Genomic DNA, 15,605 nt, shown 5'->3' with positions numbered 1-15,605 from the left:
TATGATTGTAAATACATATTATTGAATAATGTACGAAGTGAAGTATACTTGCTGAACTTCACCCTCTTGCATTAGCTCATTAATTTTTGTTTTTAATGTATTCGCAAGCATTTCTTTACCTTTAGTGCCATCAAGATCTTTCTTTGACATCTCTGATAATTGTTCTATTAAAATACTTTTTACTTGGAAATCCCGTTTTTTTAATTCTTCTGCTGAGTCTTTACTTGTTGTTTGGATTTTAAGTGCAATCTTAATATAATTATCGCCAGCTATATTGGTTGTTATTTCCTCAATGTCAACTGAAGACTCAACAATGTCATCTATATTCTGAACTTCAGCTGCTGTACCTTTATTTAACTGAGTTACAACAACTACTGCTACAACACCAATGAGTGTAATAGAAACCAAAATGATCAACATAATAGTTAGTAACTTGTTATTCTTCATCTTCTTCACCTCTTAAGTACGGGTTTGATAAGAGTTGCACACTGCGATAAAATTCAATTATTTTTTTTTGAACTTCATCTTTCGTTTCTAACACAACATACTTTCGCCCGGTCGTTAACGTGATTGTCGTATCAGGAAACTCCTCGACCGATTCTATGTATAAAGCATTTAATGAGAACGGTTTTTTATTTAGTTTCGTTAGAGCAATCATAGGATATAAGGGCCGGGTATAGAGAGCCGGCCCAGCCCCCTTCCATATCAATAAATTATTTTATTTAACGTTTTAGATTAACTAATTCTTGAAGAATTTCGTCAGAAGTTGTAATAATACGAGAGTTTGCTTGGAACCCACGTTGTGCAACAATCATTTCTGTAAATTCTTCGGATAAGTCAACATTGGACATTTCTAGGAAGCCGGATTGAACTTTTCCTAATCCTTTCTCTGTATCACCAGGATTGCCTGGTACAGGTTGACCAGAGTTATTGGATGGTTGATAATAGTTGCCACCTACTTTTGTCAAACCGCCGGGATTAGAAAAACGAGCAATTTGAATTTTACCAACTGGAGTTAACTGGGTTCCTTCTAAATAAGAAACTGTACCATCTTGCCCAATCGTTAACTGTGTAGCTGTATCCGGTATTGTAACTTCATTTGCTTCTCCTTCTCCTTCTCCAATTGCAACTTTCATGCCATCAGATGTAACAAGAGTTCCATTACTATCTAAATAGAAATTTCCAGCTCTTGTATAAAAATTCTCTGTCCCATTTGTTACAATAAAATAACCATCTCCGGTAATCGCACAGTCTAGTGTCCGGTTTGTTGTTTGTGTTGAACCAGCATCATGAATGGTGTCAATAGCTGCAAGTTGTGAACCAAGTCCAATCTGTTTTGGGTTTACACCACCAATAGTACCACTAGGGGCTGTTGCACCTTGTGTTGTTTGTGAGATTAAATCTTTGAAGACTACGCGACCTTTTTTGAAGCCAAAAGTGTTAACGTTTGAAATATTATTACCAATTACATCTAATTTTGTTTGGAAATTGCGAAGTCCACTAATTCCAGAATACATAGAACGTAACATAAAATGATTATTCTCCCTTCAATTATAGAGTGTACTACATCAATCATTCAGTAGTACTAGGCACCCTTAAAAGGTCCTGCCTATGCTAATACGATTGTTCCATCAATATTTGTAAATAATTGATCTTGAGCTTCTTGACGATCCATTGCTGTAATAACTGTTGCGTTTTTTGCACTAATTATAAGAGCTGCATTCCCTGTCAATACAAGTGAATCGTTGACGCCTTTGGCTTTTGCTTCAAATACTTTGTTGGTGATTTTTTCCCATTGTCCATCATCGATATGTATATTGCGCTCTTGAAGTCGATTAGTTGCATGTTTACTAACTCTCAATTGTTTTTCCCGTTGCTCTGCTAATAACTCACTAAACGTTGGAGTTGTTATTTGTTTTAAATTCAAAGTCTTTGGGTTATTTTTTGCATGAAACGGAAACTGGTGTTGAATATAGTTAACTGTTGACATCCCGGTCATCCTCCCTATTATTCAGAAATAGAGGATAATTGATTTGCTTTTACTTCCTTACCATTTGACAGTACAAAAAGAATGTTACCATCTGACGACTTTTTAGCAGATTTTACACTAGCAGTCGTTTCTGATGTTTCAGTGTCAGATTTGTAAGACACATTTTTTCCAATTAATAAGCTTGCTTCAACTAGTGAGTTTGAAGAACTACTCGAGTTTACAAAATTCGGATAATTATTTAAATTTTCGTTAGAACCAACTACTTCAGAGATATTTGCTGGATCCAGTGTTTTTCCATCTTCAAGTGTGATTTTCACACTATCTCCAGAAAAAGCTATTTTACTTACAATACCATTACCTGTATTGATAATTGCATTACCTTTTTCATCTTTTTTATCGCTTGCTTCATGCCAAGTGATATTTTTTCCGATAAAGCTATTATATTGCATAAGTTGTGATTGCTTAGCTATTTGGGATAATGAATCTATAGATTTAGCAACATTTTGCATTTGCTCGAGTGAAGAGAATTGTGCCATTTGAGAAATAAATTCTTTATCATCCATTGGACTAGTTGGATCTTGGTTTTGCAATTGAGTTACAAGTAATTGTAAGAACGCATCCTTATCCAAAGAGCTTTTGCCTGTTTTTTTGTCAGTGGTTTTATTTGCTAAATAATAATCCGACGATATTGTATTAGAAGTCGCCGAATTTGTTGCAGTTGTTTCAGCCATTATTTAAACCTCCAAATCCATTAAGATATCGTTGAAACTTGAGTCATCATCATCATTATCTTTTTGTTTTTTTTCTTGTTCTTCTGAATGCTGCTTAAAAGCTTGTTGGAATTGGTGCTGATGTTCTTTATCAGCTCTGTTTGTTTCAGTTAATGCTTGTGCAACATCAATTCGATCTAATTGAATATTTTGGTTAACTAATCCTTGTTTTAACTGTTGAAGTTGACTTTCAAGCATTTGTTTTCCAATATTCGTCGATGCTAAGAAACGTGCGCTCATTACTCCATCTTTTTGGATGAGTTCAACCCGGACAGATCCCAAATTCTCTGGATAAAGTTTAATTAATAACTTCGTACCTGCAGCATTATTTGAAAATTGACTACGATTCATGATTGCTTGAAATTCTTTTACAAAAGCCTCAGCTTGTGAAGCTTTATTTGTCGGTAGACTTATTGTAATACTTGTTGTAGTTGCTTTATTCGTAGGAGTTATTGCAACAGTTGTTGTGTTTTCTTTATTTATTGTTTGAATTGCGCTAATACTTTCTTTTGTATTGGTATCTACTACTTTTGAATCGGTATCTAGTAGATTAACATTTAGTTGTTGAACTTTATCGTATTTTACTAGATTCGTCTCTTCGTTAGATAGAGATTGTTCTACCTTAGTTGATAGCTGTGATAGCATCTCTTTAAGTTGGAAGATTTGATATTCTTGCTTCAACATTAAGTCTGTTTTAGGTGCTGTAAGTTCTATAAGCTTTAAGACTTGTAAAACTTGTGTCGCTTGTTGCTTAGAAATCTTAGCATTTGAATCTCCATTAATAGTAGATAGCAGATTTTGCTTAAAAGTTAGATTATTTTGATCAATATTCGCTAACATACTCCAAATATCTTCAGCAGTTGAATGATTGTCTCCTGTTAGCTGTTGAATCGCTTGTTGCAGGTCATTCTGGTCAATTCCTAAAGCTTGGAGAATATTGTCTAATGATGTTCCTTCCAAATAATCCGCTTCTTTTAAATCTAATCCTAAAGCATCGCCTAGTTGCTCTAATGATGATGCATTTAATATAGCGGAAAAATCATCGATAGAAGTCGTTTGTTCTTGCTCAGAATTGTCAACAAGTTTTGAAACGGAACCGAGTAAACCTTCTAAACCATTTGAATAATTAAATCTAAATCTACTTGATGTTTCTTTTGATTCCTTACTGTCTTCAGTATCTTCTACGCTTTTGTCCGTTTGTATTTCTTGTGGTTCAACTTTTTCTACATTTTGTTTTTTTGCAGTCATCTTATCAGAAATATTATTTTGAGAGGCATTTTGTTCTTGTTTAGCAATTGAATTATTAGCCTTTGATAGTATTTTTGAAAAATTTTTATCATGAGAGGCTGCTTTATAGGAAGTAGAATGACTATCCATAGTTTTTGATACTTTTAACGATTCTATATTCACATTTTCACCCCCTTTCAATTTAAAGTATTAATTATTGATTAATTATTTTTAGAAAGTAATTCTGTATAATGTGCCGCTTTGTCTGAAGGCATTTTTTCAAGAATTGCCGCTAATGTTGCTGGTTTTAAACTTGATAAAATTTTCATAGCTTCTGCATCTTTCATATTTGTTATGACTGGTGCGGAAGCTTTTGGTGCCATATTTTCATATGTTTTGACAATATCACTAAATTCTTTTTTTGTATCATCTTTGCCTTTTTCAAGCTTTTTGATTTGTACTTCTAATCGATGCTTTTCAATTTTTGTTTTAGCATTTGCACTCTTGGAATCCTCTACTTCCCCTTGCAATTTAGCTATTTCAGCTTCTTTTTCTTGAAGTTGTGCTTTTAAATCAGCTATTTGCTTTTCGTTATTAGAGTTTACTTTTTTTATATCGTTTGTTTTTTCAGTTGACGTTGAAGCACCAGTAATTTGTTTAGCTTTTTCAAAAACATTCGTACCAGTAACTTCTGCAGCAATCAGGAGAACAGCAGATATGAAAAGCAATGGTATTATTACCCAAAAGAAAATTTTCTGGATTAAACTCGGTTTCTTTTCTTCAACTACTTCTTCAACTTGTAATTTTGGCTTTCTTCCCTTTTTTCTAGGTTTTGTTGTTGCCATGTTCTCACCTAATTTCTTTGTTGTAATATGCTATAGATGAAAGTTCGTCTAATTCAATCATTTCTAATCGATCTTGTTCTTTGCGATATGATTGATAATCTTTTTCTTTCATCTTTTCATATTTACGACATTCTAATGATTTTTCTATTAGCTTCTCTTTATGCCATTCCATTTTTGAACGGGCTTGAATTACTTTTTGCTGTGTTTCATCTATTGATTTTTCGACACTGCTTAAAAAATTTGAATAATGATGGATTTCATTGATTGTTGATCCTTTTGCTAGTTTCTTCTCTTGGAAATCGATTAAATCTTCCTTTTTTTTTAGAAGTTTATACAGTTTAGTAGCTATATCCTCAAATGACTTTGTTGCATCCTTATAGGCCATTTCATTTTGGTCTTTTTCTTGTTGTTTTACTGTCATTACTTTATCAAAACGATATTGATAAGCCTGCATCTATTTAACACCGCCAGTCGATAATTTCACTAATTCTGCAACGCTATCTTCCATGCTAACTTTATCCATATATCCTTGTTTTAAATAAGATGTAATGAGTGGCTCATAATATATGGCTTCATCGATTTCTTTTGATGTCCCCTTCTTATAAGCCCCTATATTAATCAAATCCTCTGATTTCTCATATGTAAAATAGAGTTCTCTTAAATACTCAGCAGCCTTTACATGTTCAGGTGTTGCGATATGATTCATCAATCGGCTCACACTTTTTAAGATATTGATCGCTGGGTACTGTCCCTTATTTGCTAATGTTCTATCTAAAACAATATGTCCATCTAAAATTCCACGTACGGTATCTGCAATCGGTTCGTTCATATCATCACCGTCGACAAGTACAGTATAAAAAGCAGTAATCGAGCCTTTTTCATTTGTACCCGTTCTTTCTAGAAGCTTTGGCAATATACCAAATACCGATGGTGTATACCCTTTTTGAGCTGGTGGTTCACCAGTTGCAAGGCCAATTTCACGTTGAGCCATAGCAACACGGGTGACAGAATCCATCATTAACATAACGTTTAGTCCCCGATTTCGGAAGTACTCAGCAATTGCTGTTGCAGTAAATGCCCCTTTAATGCGCATTAATGCTGGTTGGTCTGATGTAGCAGCTACAACAATGGACCTTTTTAACCCTTCTTCTCCTAAATCTCTCTCGATAAATTCACGAACTTCCCGTCCACGTTCACCAATAAGAGCGATAACATTTAAGTCTGCAACTGTATTTCTTGCAATCATACCTAGTAGCGTTGATTTTCCTACACCAGAACCTGCGAAAATCCCTACACGCTGACCCTTTCCAACTGTTAGCATTCCATCAATTGCTTTTACCCCAACCTCAAGTATTTCATCTATCGGTGGTCTTGTAAGAGGATTAGGCGGATCTTCCTCTGTTTGAACTGTAGTTAATCCTTTTGGTAAACTACTACCATCTATCGGATATCCCATTGAATCAAGTACTTTTCCAATTAGTTCAGTACCTACCTTTACTTCTAACGGTACGCCTGTTCCTTCTACTAAGCACCCTTTTGAAATTTCACGAAGAGATGTATAAGGCATTAGCACAACAATCTCATCTTTAAACCCAACTACTTCAGCAAGAATTTCCTGGTGACCATGTTTGACCGTATTGACATGAATTTTGCAGACATCTCCTATAGAGCTATCTGGTCCTTGGGATTCAATCATTAAACCAACTACTCTTGTTACTCGTCCAAACTTTTTGAACGTTTGAACTGAAGATATGTGCTCTAATAACTCTGCTGCTTTCATTGTCCTCAATCCACGCTTTCTAAAATTTCTCCAAGTTTTAGTCTTAACTCATTTAGCTGTTGGTCTATGCTAACGATGATTCTTCCATGATTTGTTTCAATATAACAATCTGTATCACCAATTTCTTCATTGACAAAGATCATAAAAGGAACACCTATAGGAAACATTTCACTTAACTCTTCACGATGCTCTGAAACGAGCCTGTAATATAGTGGAGAGACATATAATTTAATCTCTTTCATCTCTCTTGCTTCTTTTAATCCTTTTCGAACTATATCGATAAAACGTTCAGGATTTTCTTGCAAGGCTATTCCTAATATTTTTTCTGCAGAGCGAATAGCAATTTCAAGAATGACTTCTTCTTGTTCTTGCAAATATTGCTCTGCGTTTAGTTTAGATTGAATAATTGTATTATTGGCCAATTTAATATCTTCAGCCATATTAGCTTCTGCCTTCAAACGGCCTTCTTCAAGACCTTGCTGAAACCCTTCATCATACGCTTGCTGTTGCAATTCTAATTTTTCTTGCTGCCATTTTTGTTTTTCTTCATCTAACGCTTGATTTTTTTGAAAGCATTGTTGCTCAAATGCCTCTTTTTGGCTTTGTATTTCTTGATGCGCCTCACTCAAAAGTTTATTACGCTCTTCAAAAACATGTTCTAAAGTTATATCTTCCTCTACATTTTCATGTGTACTGAATAATTCTTGTATTTCAATGGTGCGGAAATTTTCTTTATAAGCCTTCGAATCTTCAAAACGGAAAATCTTAGACAATTACGTCATCCCCTCCACCACGAGCAATAATAATTTCACCAGCGTCTTCTAATCGGCGTGTAATTCCTACAATACGTGATTGGGCTTCCTCTACATCTCTCAAACGAACAGGTCCGATTACTTCCATTTCTTCTTTAAATGACTCGGCCATACGTTGTGACATATTCTTGAAAATGATTTCTTTTACTTCTTCGCTTGAAACTTTCATCGCTAAAAGTAAATCCTCGTTTTCGCAATCCCGAATAACACGTTGGATAGAACGGTTGTCGAGTGTAACAATATCTTCGAAAACAAACATGCGCTTTTTGATTTCTTCCGCAAGTTCTGGATCTTGTATTTCGAGTGCATCGAGAATTGTTTTTTCAGTTTGACGATCTACACCATTCAGTACTTCTACGACAGCATCTACGCCACCAGTCTCTGTATAGTCTTGCGTAACCGTTGATGACAATTTTCTCTCTAATACAGATTCAATTTCACTAATTACTTCTGGTGAAGTTGAATCCATAGTAGCTATACGTTTAGCAATATCTGCTTGAACTTCTTGAGGAAGAGATGATAAAATAACTCCCGCCTGCTGCGGTTCAAGATAAGACAAGATTAAAGCAATTGTTTGTGGATGCTCATTTTGTATAAAATTAAATATTTGAGCAGGATCTGTTCTACGTGCAAAATCAAAAGGTCTTACTTGTAAAGATGACGTTAAACGATTAATAATTGCTTGTGCCTGATCATTTCCGAGTGCCTTTTCTAATACCGTTTTAGCATAGCCAATTCCGCCTTGAGAAATATAATCTTGAGCAAGTGCTATATTATGAAATTCTTCTATTATTTCTTCTTTAATCTCTGGTTCAACTTTTTTTACACTAGAAATTTCTAATGTTAGTTTTTCTATTTCCTCTTCATTTAAATGTTTATATACAGCAGCTGATACCTCTGGTCCTAAAGAAATTAATAGGAGTGCTGCTTTTTGTTTTCCTGATAGACCTTTTTCTTTCTTAGCTACCACAGCTTAACCCTCCCATTAATCTTCTGAAATCCATGTTCTTAATAATTTTGCAAATTCATCTGGCTTTTCTTTTGCCATTTTTTCAAGTTGTTTTCTTCTTAAAGTTGTTTCGGTTTCTTTCTCATCAGAAATATCTTCAATATCTAATTCTACTTCGTCTTCATAATCATATTCATCCTCATCGTACTCTTCTCTTCTAGAACGAACGATAAAGAATACTAGTAAACCAATGACAACTAATAAAATTCCACCTATTACATATATCCACCATGGGATAGAACTTTTTTGTGCAGTTGCCATTTGTGCTTTACCATTCATCTTTTCAACTGCAACTGTTACCTTTTGATTCACTTGTGCATTAGTTAGCTGGCCTGCCTCGTTTTTGTCAATTGACGTACGTACAATTGAAGCCAGCATATTTTTAATATTATCTTGTGTAGCTTGTGGCAATGAAGTTGGATCACCCGGTTTTGGTGGTTCAACTAAAACTTGAATTCCAATATCACGAACTCGATATGGACTTTCTGTAATTTTACGTTTAATACGATTAACTTCGTAATTTACTGTGTCCTCTGTTTTTTCATAATCACCATTGCCATTCGTTGTAGATTGATAATCTGTGAAATTATCCGTATTTTGATCTGCTTCAGGTGTACCACCTGCCGCATTTCCTGTACCTGTATATGTTTCGTTGATTTTTTGAGCACTTATTTGAATACCAGCCATATTTTCCTTATCTACTGGTTCAACTAAATTTTCTTCTCTTTTTTCTTGTGTAAAATCAATATCAGTTGTTACAGTAACAGCAGCTTTTCCAGCTCCCATTAACTGACCTAACATTGTTTGAACTTGACGTTGGAGATCTCGTTCAATTTGCTTTTTAATCTCTAATTGTTTATTTGAATCAGAAGATGAAATACCATCCCCAGTCGAAGCAGTTTGGGTATTTAAATCGTAGTATTCAAAATATTGATTGGTAATAACGATATTTTCTGGTTTTAAATTCGGCACACTTTTTGATGCCAAATTATACAATGTCTTAATTTGAGACTCTGTAAACTGATATCCTGGTTCGGTATTTAATACAATTGATGCACTTGCTTCCTGCTGAGTATCACTAACAAAAACACCCTTTTCAGGTAATGTAATCATTACTTTTGCATCTTTAACGCCTTTTACATCTTTCATAAGATTTGCAAGTTCGGTTTGCATTGACGCTAATTTTAATACGTTGAACTCATTATCCGTCATACCAAACCCGGCATTTTTTGAAAAGAAGGAGTAATCAATTTGCCCCGATTGCGGAAAGCCTTGCGAAGCTAAGTCTACTTTTAAATTATCGACTTGATCTTCCGGTACTGAGATAGCTGTTCCACCATTTGTTACCTGATATTTAACTCCCTTTGAATCTAATTGTTCTTTAATTTGCCCTACTTCAGCAGCTGATAAGTCCGAAAACAAAGGTGCATATGTTACTCTAGTTGTGAAATATGTAATAATTGATGCAATGAGTAATATTGCAATAATAGAACCAATAATGGTTCCTTTTTGCACTTTTGTTCGACTACTCCAAAACCCACTAAAGTTGGCTTTGATATTCTTTAGTCTTTCCTTCATTTTGAGCCTCCGGTCATAGTAAATGATTCATCGTTATAAAAAGCCGATAATCATTTCTATTAAACTGTCATTCGCATGATTTCTTGGTAAGCATCAATGACTTTATTACGAATTGATAGGGCAGTATTTAATGTAATATTCGCTTTTTGCGCCGAAATCATTACATCATGAAGCTCTACATTTTCTCCATTAACTAACTTATTAGTCATAGTATCAGAAGCTACTTGACTATCATTAACGGTTGAAATAGCATCTTTTAACATTGTTCCAAAGCTTTCCTTCTTATCAGATGGAATTGTTTGTGCAACGCTTTGTGTCATTGTTGGTTGCGTTGGTTGTAGAACCGAAATTTGTGAAATAGCCATTTCCCTTCATCCTTCCTTAATTAGAATCACCAGTTACTTACCAATTTCAAGTGCTTTAGAAAGCATTGATTTGTTTGCATTAAATACTGTTACATTTGCCTCATAAGATCTTGTTGCTGAAATAAGATTTACCATTTCTTTTAATGAATCGACATTTGAGGTTTGTACATAACCATCTTTATCTGCATCTGGATTTGTTGGATCGTATACAAGTTTATATGGCGTTGAAGTATCTTCATTTATGCTTGAAACTTTTACACCATTCCCCATTTTGCCATTTCCGCCCATAGCAACATTTAAATAATTCGAAAAACTACCTTCCTTCGGTGTTAATGTAACAGTTTTCCGTGTGTAAGGAACCCATTTCCCATTAACCCTCTTAGCACGTGTAGTATCCGCATTAGCCATATTAGATGATATAACATCCATTCGTAGACGTTGCGCTGTTAAGGCAGAACCAGTGGTGTCCATACTATGAAAAATCGACATCGCTAATTACCTCCTTTAGCAACAGTTAAAAGAGAATTCAGTTTTCCATTTTCTCTTTCAATTAATGCATTGTAATAGATTGTATTTTTCGCTAAACTCGCTTGTTCTTTATCCATATCTACACCATTTCCATTTTCTCTATAAGAGTTATTGGAATAACTATACACGCCTGGGGCTTTAGAATCTGTTTGGAAGTCAATATGCTTATCATTTGTACGATATGCCTTTATGTATGATTCTTTAGCTTCTGTCAACATCTTGCTAAAACTTACATCTTTAGCCTTATAGTTAGGTGTGTCGACATTTGCTATATTTTGTGCGATTGTTTTTTGTTTAACACTCGCATATGATAATCCACTTTCGATATTACTTATTGTTCCGCTAAATAGGCTCAAATTTTTCACCTCAATTCGACTTTTTTTGTCAAATTCTCTTAAATTTCAATACGTTATAATTGTAATAAATATGTTATAAAGTGTCTATCTAAAATAGCTTATTTTTAGTAGGCAAAACAAACTATTTTTGTTCGCAAAATAGTTTGTTTTATTTTTTAACTCAATCCTTAAATACTACTTTTCGATTATAAATGTTTTATACTATTACAATGTTAAATACGTTTAATTGCTTATTTTTAAAGAGTTAATGAAATAAACTCTATTCTTTAAAAACAGTCTGTGAAATATTATCTAGTTCTTTCGTCACTTAATATTAAAACTTTCATTTTACTAGTACTATCACACGTAAAAAATCATTTTTTTAACAAAAACAAAATATTCAGAATGAATAGAAATATTTTTCGTTCTCTCTTTTTTTATTATCTTGCGTTTATTACCTACATCGCGACTACAAATTTCGACAAATTTATATTGGATAATTTTTTACAATCATATATGTATCTTCTTTAAAACAAAAAAACTATCTTTTCTTCAAAAGTAGAAAAGATAGTTTCATCATTAATCAATAAATTTTAGCGCATTTTTATTTCTGCTAATGCAGTAAGGAATTTGTTATTTAATACTTTGATATAAGTACCTTTCATCCCTAGAGAACGTGATTCAATAACACCAGCAGATTCTAATTTACGTAACGCATTAACGATTACGGAACGAGTAATTCCCACTCGATCTGCAATTTTAGAAGCCACTAGTAAACCTTCAGAACCATCTAATTCTTCAAAGATATGTTCGATTGCTTCTAGTTCACTGTATGATAATGAGTTGATAGCCATTTGTACAACAGCTTTACTGCGTGCTTCTTGTTCGATTTCTTCAGATTTTTCACGTAAAATTTCCATTCCAACAACTGTAGCACCGTATTCAGCTAAAATTAGATCATCATCTTCAAATTTACTTTCTAAACGTGCTAGGATTAATGTTCCTAAACGTTCTCCACCACCATTGATTGGTACAATAGTAGTTAAACCTGATTTGAAAATTTCTTGAGCTTCAACCGGAAAAGCACTGTGTTGGTCAAAAACATCTAAATTTGAAGCAGTTTCTGAGAAGTCATATAAGTTGCGAGTATATTCTTCTGGGAATTGGCGTTGTTCAAGCATTTTTTTAAAACGTTCGTTTTCGATTTGTTGGTTCACTGCAATACCTAATAACTTACCTTTACGACTTACAATATATACGTTACTATCGATTACTTCACCAAGCTTTTCTGCCATTTCTTTAAAGTTAACTTGTTTTCCTGCTGATGCTTGTAGCATGGAATTAATTTTTCTTGTTTTAGCTAATAAATTCATTTTTATTTAGCCTCCTGTAAAATTTTCTTGAATTTATGCAATATTCAAAAGGTTTTAAATTTTGCGCAATACATTAGATTATAAACTATAAAATAAACTGTGACAAATCTTTATTCTTAACAATTTTGTTAAGTTTTTCATCGACATACCCTTCTGTAATTTCTATATGTGCTGGTGAAATATCTGCCGCTTCAAATGATAGTTCTTCTAATAACCGTTCAAGTATTGTATGCAAACGTCTTGCACCGATATTATCTGTATCCTGGTTAACATTTGTTGCAATCTCTGCAATGCGTTCAATTGCTGCATCCGTAAATACAATCTCAATACCCTCCGTAGCAAGAAGCGCTTGATATTGAATAATCAATGAGTGATCTGGTTCTTTTAAAATACGAATAAAGTCTTCTTTTGTTAATTTTTCTAATTCAACTCGAATTGGGAATCTCCCTTGTAATTCGGGAATCAGATCAGATGGCTTTGACATATGAAATGCTCCTGCTGCAATAAACAAGATAAAATCCGTACGAACAGGTCCATATTTTGTATTAATTGTTGAACCCTCAACTATCGGAAGTATATCTCGTTGCACTCCTTCTCGAGATACATTTGCACTTCCTCCACCACTATTACTTCTAGTAGCGACTTTATCAATTTCGTCAATGAAAATAATTCCTGTTTCTTCTGCACGACGAATTGCTTCTTCAGATACTTCGTCATTATCGATTAATTTGTTAGCTTCTTCAATCGTTAAAATTCGCCTTGCATCTTTTACTTGTAATCGGCGTTTTTTCTTTTTGGGTGGCATAAAACTTGAAAGCATATCCCCCATGTTCGTTCCACCCATATCAAGGCCACCAGGAATCATACCCATCATATTCGGTTGTTGTTCTGTTACTTCAATGGTGATCCATTCGTTTTCTAATTTTCCATCTCGTAATTTCTCAGCAATTTGAGAACGTTTTAAACGAACTTGCGAATCTTCTTCTTGTTTTTCTTCAGAGTCTTCACTTTTTTGTCCAAATAAAGCTTCAAATGGATTTTGTGTAGCTTGCTTTTTTTTCATACTTGGCACTAATAATTTCACAATTTGGTCATTTGCTAATTTTTCAGCTTGTTCTTTAACTTCTTCTTGTTTTTCTTCTTTTACAAGGCGATTGGAGATGTCCACTAAATCTCGAACCATAGATTCAACATCCCGACCAACATAACCTACTTCAGTAAATTTTGTAGCCTCCACTTTAAGAAATGGTGCTTTCGCAAGACGTGCTATACGACGAGCAATTTCAGTTTTACCGACACCAGTTGGCCCTATCATCAATATATTTTTAGGAATTACTTCATTTCGAATTTCTTCAGATAATAATTGTCTACGATAACGATTACGTAAGGCAACGGCTACAGCTCTCTTCGCTTCTGTTTGGCCGACAATATAACGATTTAAATACTCTAACATTTCTCTAGGGGTCTTTTGTTGTATCATACTTCTAGATCCTCCACGATAATATTATGGTTTGTAAATACACAAATATCTGCTGCTATTTCTAACGATGCTTTCGCAATTTCTTTCGCAGTTAATATATTTCCACTATATTGTTTTAAAGCTCTTCCGGCAGATAAAGCATAATTCCCACCAGAACCAATTGCTAAAATGCCATCATCTGGTTCAATCACTTCACCAGATCCAGATACTAATAGTAATGTCTCACTATTCATCACTAGTAAAAGGGCTTCTAACTTTTGAAGCATCTTATCCCCACGCCATTGTTTAGCAACTTCTACAGCAGCTCTTTGCAAATTTCCGTTATATTCCATCAATCTACTTTCGAACATTTCAAATAATGAAAAAGCATCTGCCACAGATCCAGCAAAACCAGCTAGCACTTTACCATTGTATAAACGACGAACTTTTTTTGCTGTATGTTTCATTACTACAGAGTTTCCTAACGTAACTTGCCCATCGCCTGCCATAGCACTTTGACCATTATGCTGTATGGCAAATATTGTTGTTGCATGCAAATCCATAATTTAAAACCTCCTCAAAATATTAAGCTCTTGGGTGAGCATTCATATATGTGTTTCGTAGATGTTCTTTTGTTACATGTGTGTAAACTTGCGTTGACGATAAATTAGAATGTCCTAATAATTCTTGAACAGTTCTCAAATCCGCCCCATTATTTAATAAATGGGTTGCAAACGTATGTCGTAACATATGTGGATATATGTTAGTATGTAACTCCGCTTGTTTCACCATGTCATTTAAAATATATCGAACGCCTCTTGCAGTTAGAGCTCCTCCTCGCATATTTACAAATAGTTTTGTATGCTTTATATCTTTAACAAGTTTAGGACGAGATTCTGCTAGATAGTGTTGCATGGCTTCAGCTGCAAAATGTCCAAATGGAACATACCTCTCTTTTCTACCTTTCCCCATCACTCTTAAGATATTCAATGAAAAGTCAACATCTTTCAGTTCGATTGATGTTAGTTCACTTACTCGGATGCCAGTTGCATAAAGAAGTTCTAATAAAGCCATATTCCTTAATGCCTTAGGGTCTTCTCCCTCATTTGACTCAAACAGCTTCGTTAGTTCCTCTTCATAAAAAAAGTGGGGTAATCTTAATTCTTTTTTGGGATGATAGAGAGCTTGGAACGCTGTATCGTCCAAATTATATTCTTTATTTAAAAATTTGAAAAAAGAACGGATTGAAGAAATCTTCCTTGATATTGTCGTTCTTGCCTTTTTTTCTTCATACAATTTCGTTACAAAAAGTCTGGCGTGTATGTATTCAACTTGCGTTAAATCTTCCACACCTTCTACTTGAAGGAATGTATAAAAATCAAGTATATCCTTTTGATAATCACGTACCGTTAATGGAGAGAAGTTTTTTTCTAATTGGATATAAGTAACAAACTGTTCAAGTGCCTGTTTAAATTGAATGTTCATAGGAACACCTCATCTACTCACGTTTTCTGTTCTATTTTCTCACTGTAAC

Annotated in this window: 19 protein-coding genes; all 19 read right to left on the bottom strand. The window is 34.2% G+C overall.

Annotated features, from left to right (window positions below; all coding sequences use genetic code 11):
* Positions 1 to 18 precede the first annotated feature (18 nt).
* On the bottom strand, positions 19 to 447 hold the full coding sequence (fliL, locus tag CW357_RS02410) for a flagellar basal body-associated protein FliL (RefSeq protein WP_124217253.1): 429 nt from the start codon (positions 445 to 447) through the stop codon (positions 19 to 21).
* Complete coding sequence (locus CW357_RS02405) at positions 437 to 658, bottom strand: flagellar FlbD family protein (RefSeq protein WP_119414291.1); 222 nt, start codon at positions 656 to 658, stop codon at positions 437 to 439. The genes fliL and CW357_RS02405 overlap by 11 nt, the downstream gene beginning before the upstream one ends.
* A gap of 64 nt (positions 659 to 722) precedes the next feature.
* Complete coding sequence (gene flgG / locus CW357_RS02400; protein WP_119414290.1) at positions 723 to 1,529, bottom strand: flagellar basal body rod protein FlgG; 807 nt, start codon at positions 1,527 to 1,529, stop codon at positions 723 to 725.
* Between the two features lie 80 nt (positions 1,530 to 1,609).
* Positions 1,610 to 1,990 (bottom strand): TIGR02530 family flagellar biosynthesis protein, encoded by a 381-nt coding sequence (locus tag CW357_RS02395; protein WP_119414289.1) that lies wholly within the window; start codon positions 1,988 to 1,990, stop codon positions 1,610 to 1,612.
* Between the two features lie 17 nt (positions 1,991 to 2,007).
* Entirely contained in the window at positions 2,008 to 2,721 is a 714-nt protein-coding gene (flgD, locus tag CW357_RS02390) for a flagellar hook assembly protein FlgD (protein ID WP_119414288.1), read from the bottom strand.
* A gap of 3 nt (positions 2,722 to 2,724) precedes the next feature.
* On the bottom strand, positions 2,725 to 4,170 hold the full coding sequence (locus tag CW357_RS02385) for a flagellar hook-length control protein FliK (RefSeq protein ID WP_124217252.1): 1,446 nt from the start codon (positions 4,168 to 4,170) through the stop codon (positions 2,725 to 2,727).
* A 38-nt stretch (positions 4,171 to 4,208) separates the two neighbouring features.
* The gene (locus CW357_RS02380; protein ID WP_119414286.1) at positions 4,209 to 4,832 is read right to left on the bottom strand and encodes a MotE family protein; all 624 of its coding nucleotides are present in this window, start codon (positions 4,830 to 4,832) and stop codon (positions 4,209 to 4,211) included.
* 4 nt (positions 4,833 to 4,836) lie between these two features.
* On the bottom strand, positions 4,837 to 5,286 hold the full coding sequence (gene fliJ, locus CW357_RS02375) for a flagellar export protein FliJ (protein WP_119414285.1): 450 nt from the start codon (positions 5,284 to 5,286) through the stop codon (positions 4,837 to 4,839).
* Positions 5,287 to 6,612 (bottom strand): flagellar protein export ATPase FliI, encoded by a 1,326-nt coding sequence (gene fliI, locus CW357_RS02370; RefSeq protein ID WP_124217251.1) that lies wholly within the window; start codon positions 6,610 to 6,612, stop codon positions 5,287 to 5,289.
* Positions 6,613 to 6,617: 5 nt separating this feature from the next.
* Positions 6,618 to 7,385: a flagellar assembly protein FliH gene (fliH, locus tag CW357_RS02365; RefSeq protein ID WP_124217250.1), complete on the bottom strand. Its 768-nt coding sequence runs from the start codon at positions 7,383 to 7,385 to the stop codon at positions 6,618 to 6,620.
* Positions 7,378 to 8,394, bottom strand: coding sequence for a flagellar motor switch protein FliG (fliG, locus tag CW357_RS02360; protein WP_119414282.1), 1,017 nt, complete (start codon positions 8,392 to 8,394; stop codon positions 7,378 to 7,380). Before fliG ends, fliH begins: the two co-directional genes overlap by 8 nt.
* Positions 8,395 to 8,409: 15 nt before the next feature.
* Positions 8,410 to 10,011, bottom strand: coding sequence for a flagellar basal-body MS-ring/collar protein FliF (gene fliF / locus CW357_RS02355; RefSeq protein WP_124217249.1), 1,602 nt, complete (start codon positions 10,009 to 10,011; stop codon positions 8,410 to 8,412).
* Between the two features lie 59 nt (positions 10,012 to 10,070).
* Complete coding sequence (fliE, locus tag CW357_RS02350) at positions 10,071 to 10,376, bottom strand: flagellar hook-basal body complex protein FliE (protein WP_119414280.1); 306 nt, start codon at positions 10,374 to 10,376, stop codon at positions 10,071 to 10,073.
* Positions 10,377 to 10,409: 33 nt separating this feature from the next.
* The gene (gene flgC / locus CW357_RS02345) at positions 10,410 to 10,865 is read right to left on the bottom strand and encodes a flagellar basal body rod protein FlgC (RefSeq protein ID WP_124217248.1); all 456 of its coding nucleotides are present in this window, start codon (positions 10,863 to 10,865) and stop codon (positions 10,410 to 10,412) included.
* Positions 10,866 to 10,867: 2 nt separating this feature from the next.
* Positions 10,868 to 11,260, bottom strand: coding sequence for a flagellar basal body rod protein FlgB (gene flgB / locus CW357_RS02340; protein WP_124217247.1), 393 nt, complete (start codon positions 11,258 to 11,260; stop codon positions 10,868 to 10,870).
* Between the two features lie 572 nt (positions 11,261 to 11,832).
* Positions 11,833 to 12,612, bottom strand: coding sequence for a GTP-sensing pleiotropic transcriptional regulator CodY (gene codY, locus CW357_RS02335; protein WP_119414277.1), 780 nt, complete (start codon positions 12,610 to 12,612; stop codon positions 11,833 to 11,835).
* A gap of 85 nt (positions 12,613 to 12,697) precedes the next feature.
* The gene (hslU, locus tag CW357_RS02330) at positions 12,698 to 14,092 is read right to left on the bottom strand and encodes an ATP-dependent protease ATPase subunit HslU (RefSeq protein ID WP_119414276.1); all 1,395 of its coding nucleotides are present in this window, start codon (positions 14,090 to 14,092) and stop codon (positions 12,698 to 12,700) included.
* Positions 14,089 to 14,637, bottom strand: a complete 549-nt coding sequence (gene hslV, locus CW357_RS02325) for an ATP-dependent protease subunit HslV (protein ID WP_124217246.1) — start codon at positions 14,635 to 14,637, stop codon at positions 14,089 to 14,091. The genes hslU and hslV overlap by 4 nt, the downstream gene beginning before the upstream one ends.
* Positions 14,638 to 14,656: 19 nt before the next feature.
* A complete protein-coding gene (xerC, locus tag CW357_RS02320; RefSeq protein WP_119414274.1) occupies positions 14,657 to 15,556 on the bottom strand; it encodes a tyrosine recombinase XerC in 900 nt (299 codons plus the stop codon).
* Positions 15,557 to 15,605: the final 49 nt, after the last annotated feature.

This window comes from Rummeliibacillus sp. TYF005 (genome assembly GCF_003844195.1).
GTDB lineage: Bacteria > Bacillota > Bacilli > Bacillales_A > Planococcaceae > Rummeliibacillus.
This window is presented reverse-complemented; position numbering and strand designations above follow the sequence as displayed.

Excerpts from the sequence above, each read along its gene's own strand:
- fliL (WP_124217253.1), bottom strand. The coding sequence starts at position 447 with ATGAAGAATAACAAGTTACTAACTATTATGTTGATCATTTTGGTTTCT.
- CW357_RS02405 (WP_119414291.1), bottom strand. The coding sequence starts at position 658 with ATGATTGCTCTAACGAAACTAAATAAAAAACCGTTCTCATTAAATGCT.
- flgG (WP_119414290.1), bottom strand. The coding sequence starts at position 1,529 with ATGTTACGTTCTATGTATTCTGGAATTAGTGGACTTCGCAATTTCCAA.
- CW357_RS02395 (WP_119414289.1), bottom strand. The coding sequence starts at position 1,990 with ATGTCAACAGTTAACTATATTCAACACCAGTTTCCGTTTCATGCAAAA.
- flgD (WP_119414288.1), bottom strand. The coding sequence starts at position 2,721 with ATGGCTGAAACAACTGCAACAAATTCGGCGACTTCTAATACAATATCG.
- CW357_RS02380 (WP_119414286.1), bottom strand. The coding sequence starts at position 4,832 with ATGGCAACAACAAAACCTAGAAAAAAGGGAAGAAAGCCAAAATTACAA.
- fliJ (WP_119414285.1), bottom strand. The coding sequence starts at position 5,286 with ATGCAGGCTTATCAATATCGTTTTGATAAAGTAATGACAGTAAAACAA.
- fliI (WP_124217251.1), bottom strand. The coding sequence starts at position 6,612 with ATGAAAGCAGCAGAGTTATTAGAGCACATATCTTCAGTTCAAACGTTC.
- fliF (WP_124217249.1), bottom strand. The coding sequence starts at position 10,011 with ATGAAGGAAAGACTAAAGAATATCAAAGCCAACTTTAGTGGGTTTTGG.
- fliE (WP_119414280.1), bottom strand. The coding sequence starts at position 10,376 with ATGGCTATTTCACAAATTTCGGTTCTACAACCAACGCAACCAACAATG.
- flgC (WP_124217248.1), bottom strand. The coding sequence starts at position 10,865 with ATGTCGATTTTTCATAGTATGGACACCACTGGTTCTGCCTTAACAGCG.
- codY (WP_119414277.1), bottom strand. The coding sequence starts at position 12,612 with ATGAATTTATTAGCTAAAACAAGAAAAATTAATTCCATGCTACAAGCA.
- hslU (WP_119414276.1), bottom strand. The coding sequence starts at position 14,092 with ATGATACAACAAAAGACCCCTAGAGAAATGTTAGAGTATTTAAATCGT.
- xerC (WP_119414274.1), bottom strand. The coding sequence starts at position 15,556 with ATGAACATTCAATTTAAACAGGCACTTGAACAGTTTGTTACTTATATC.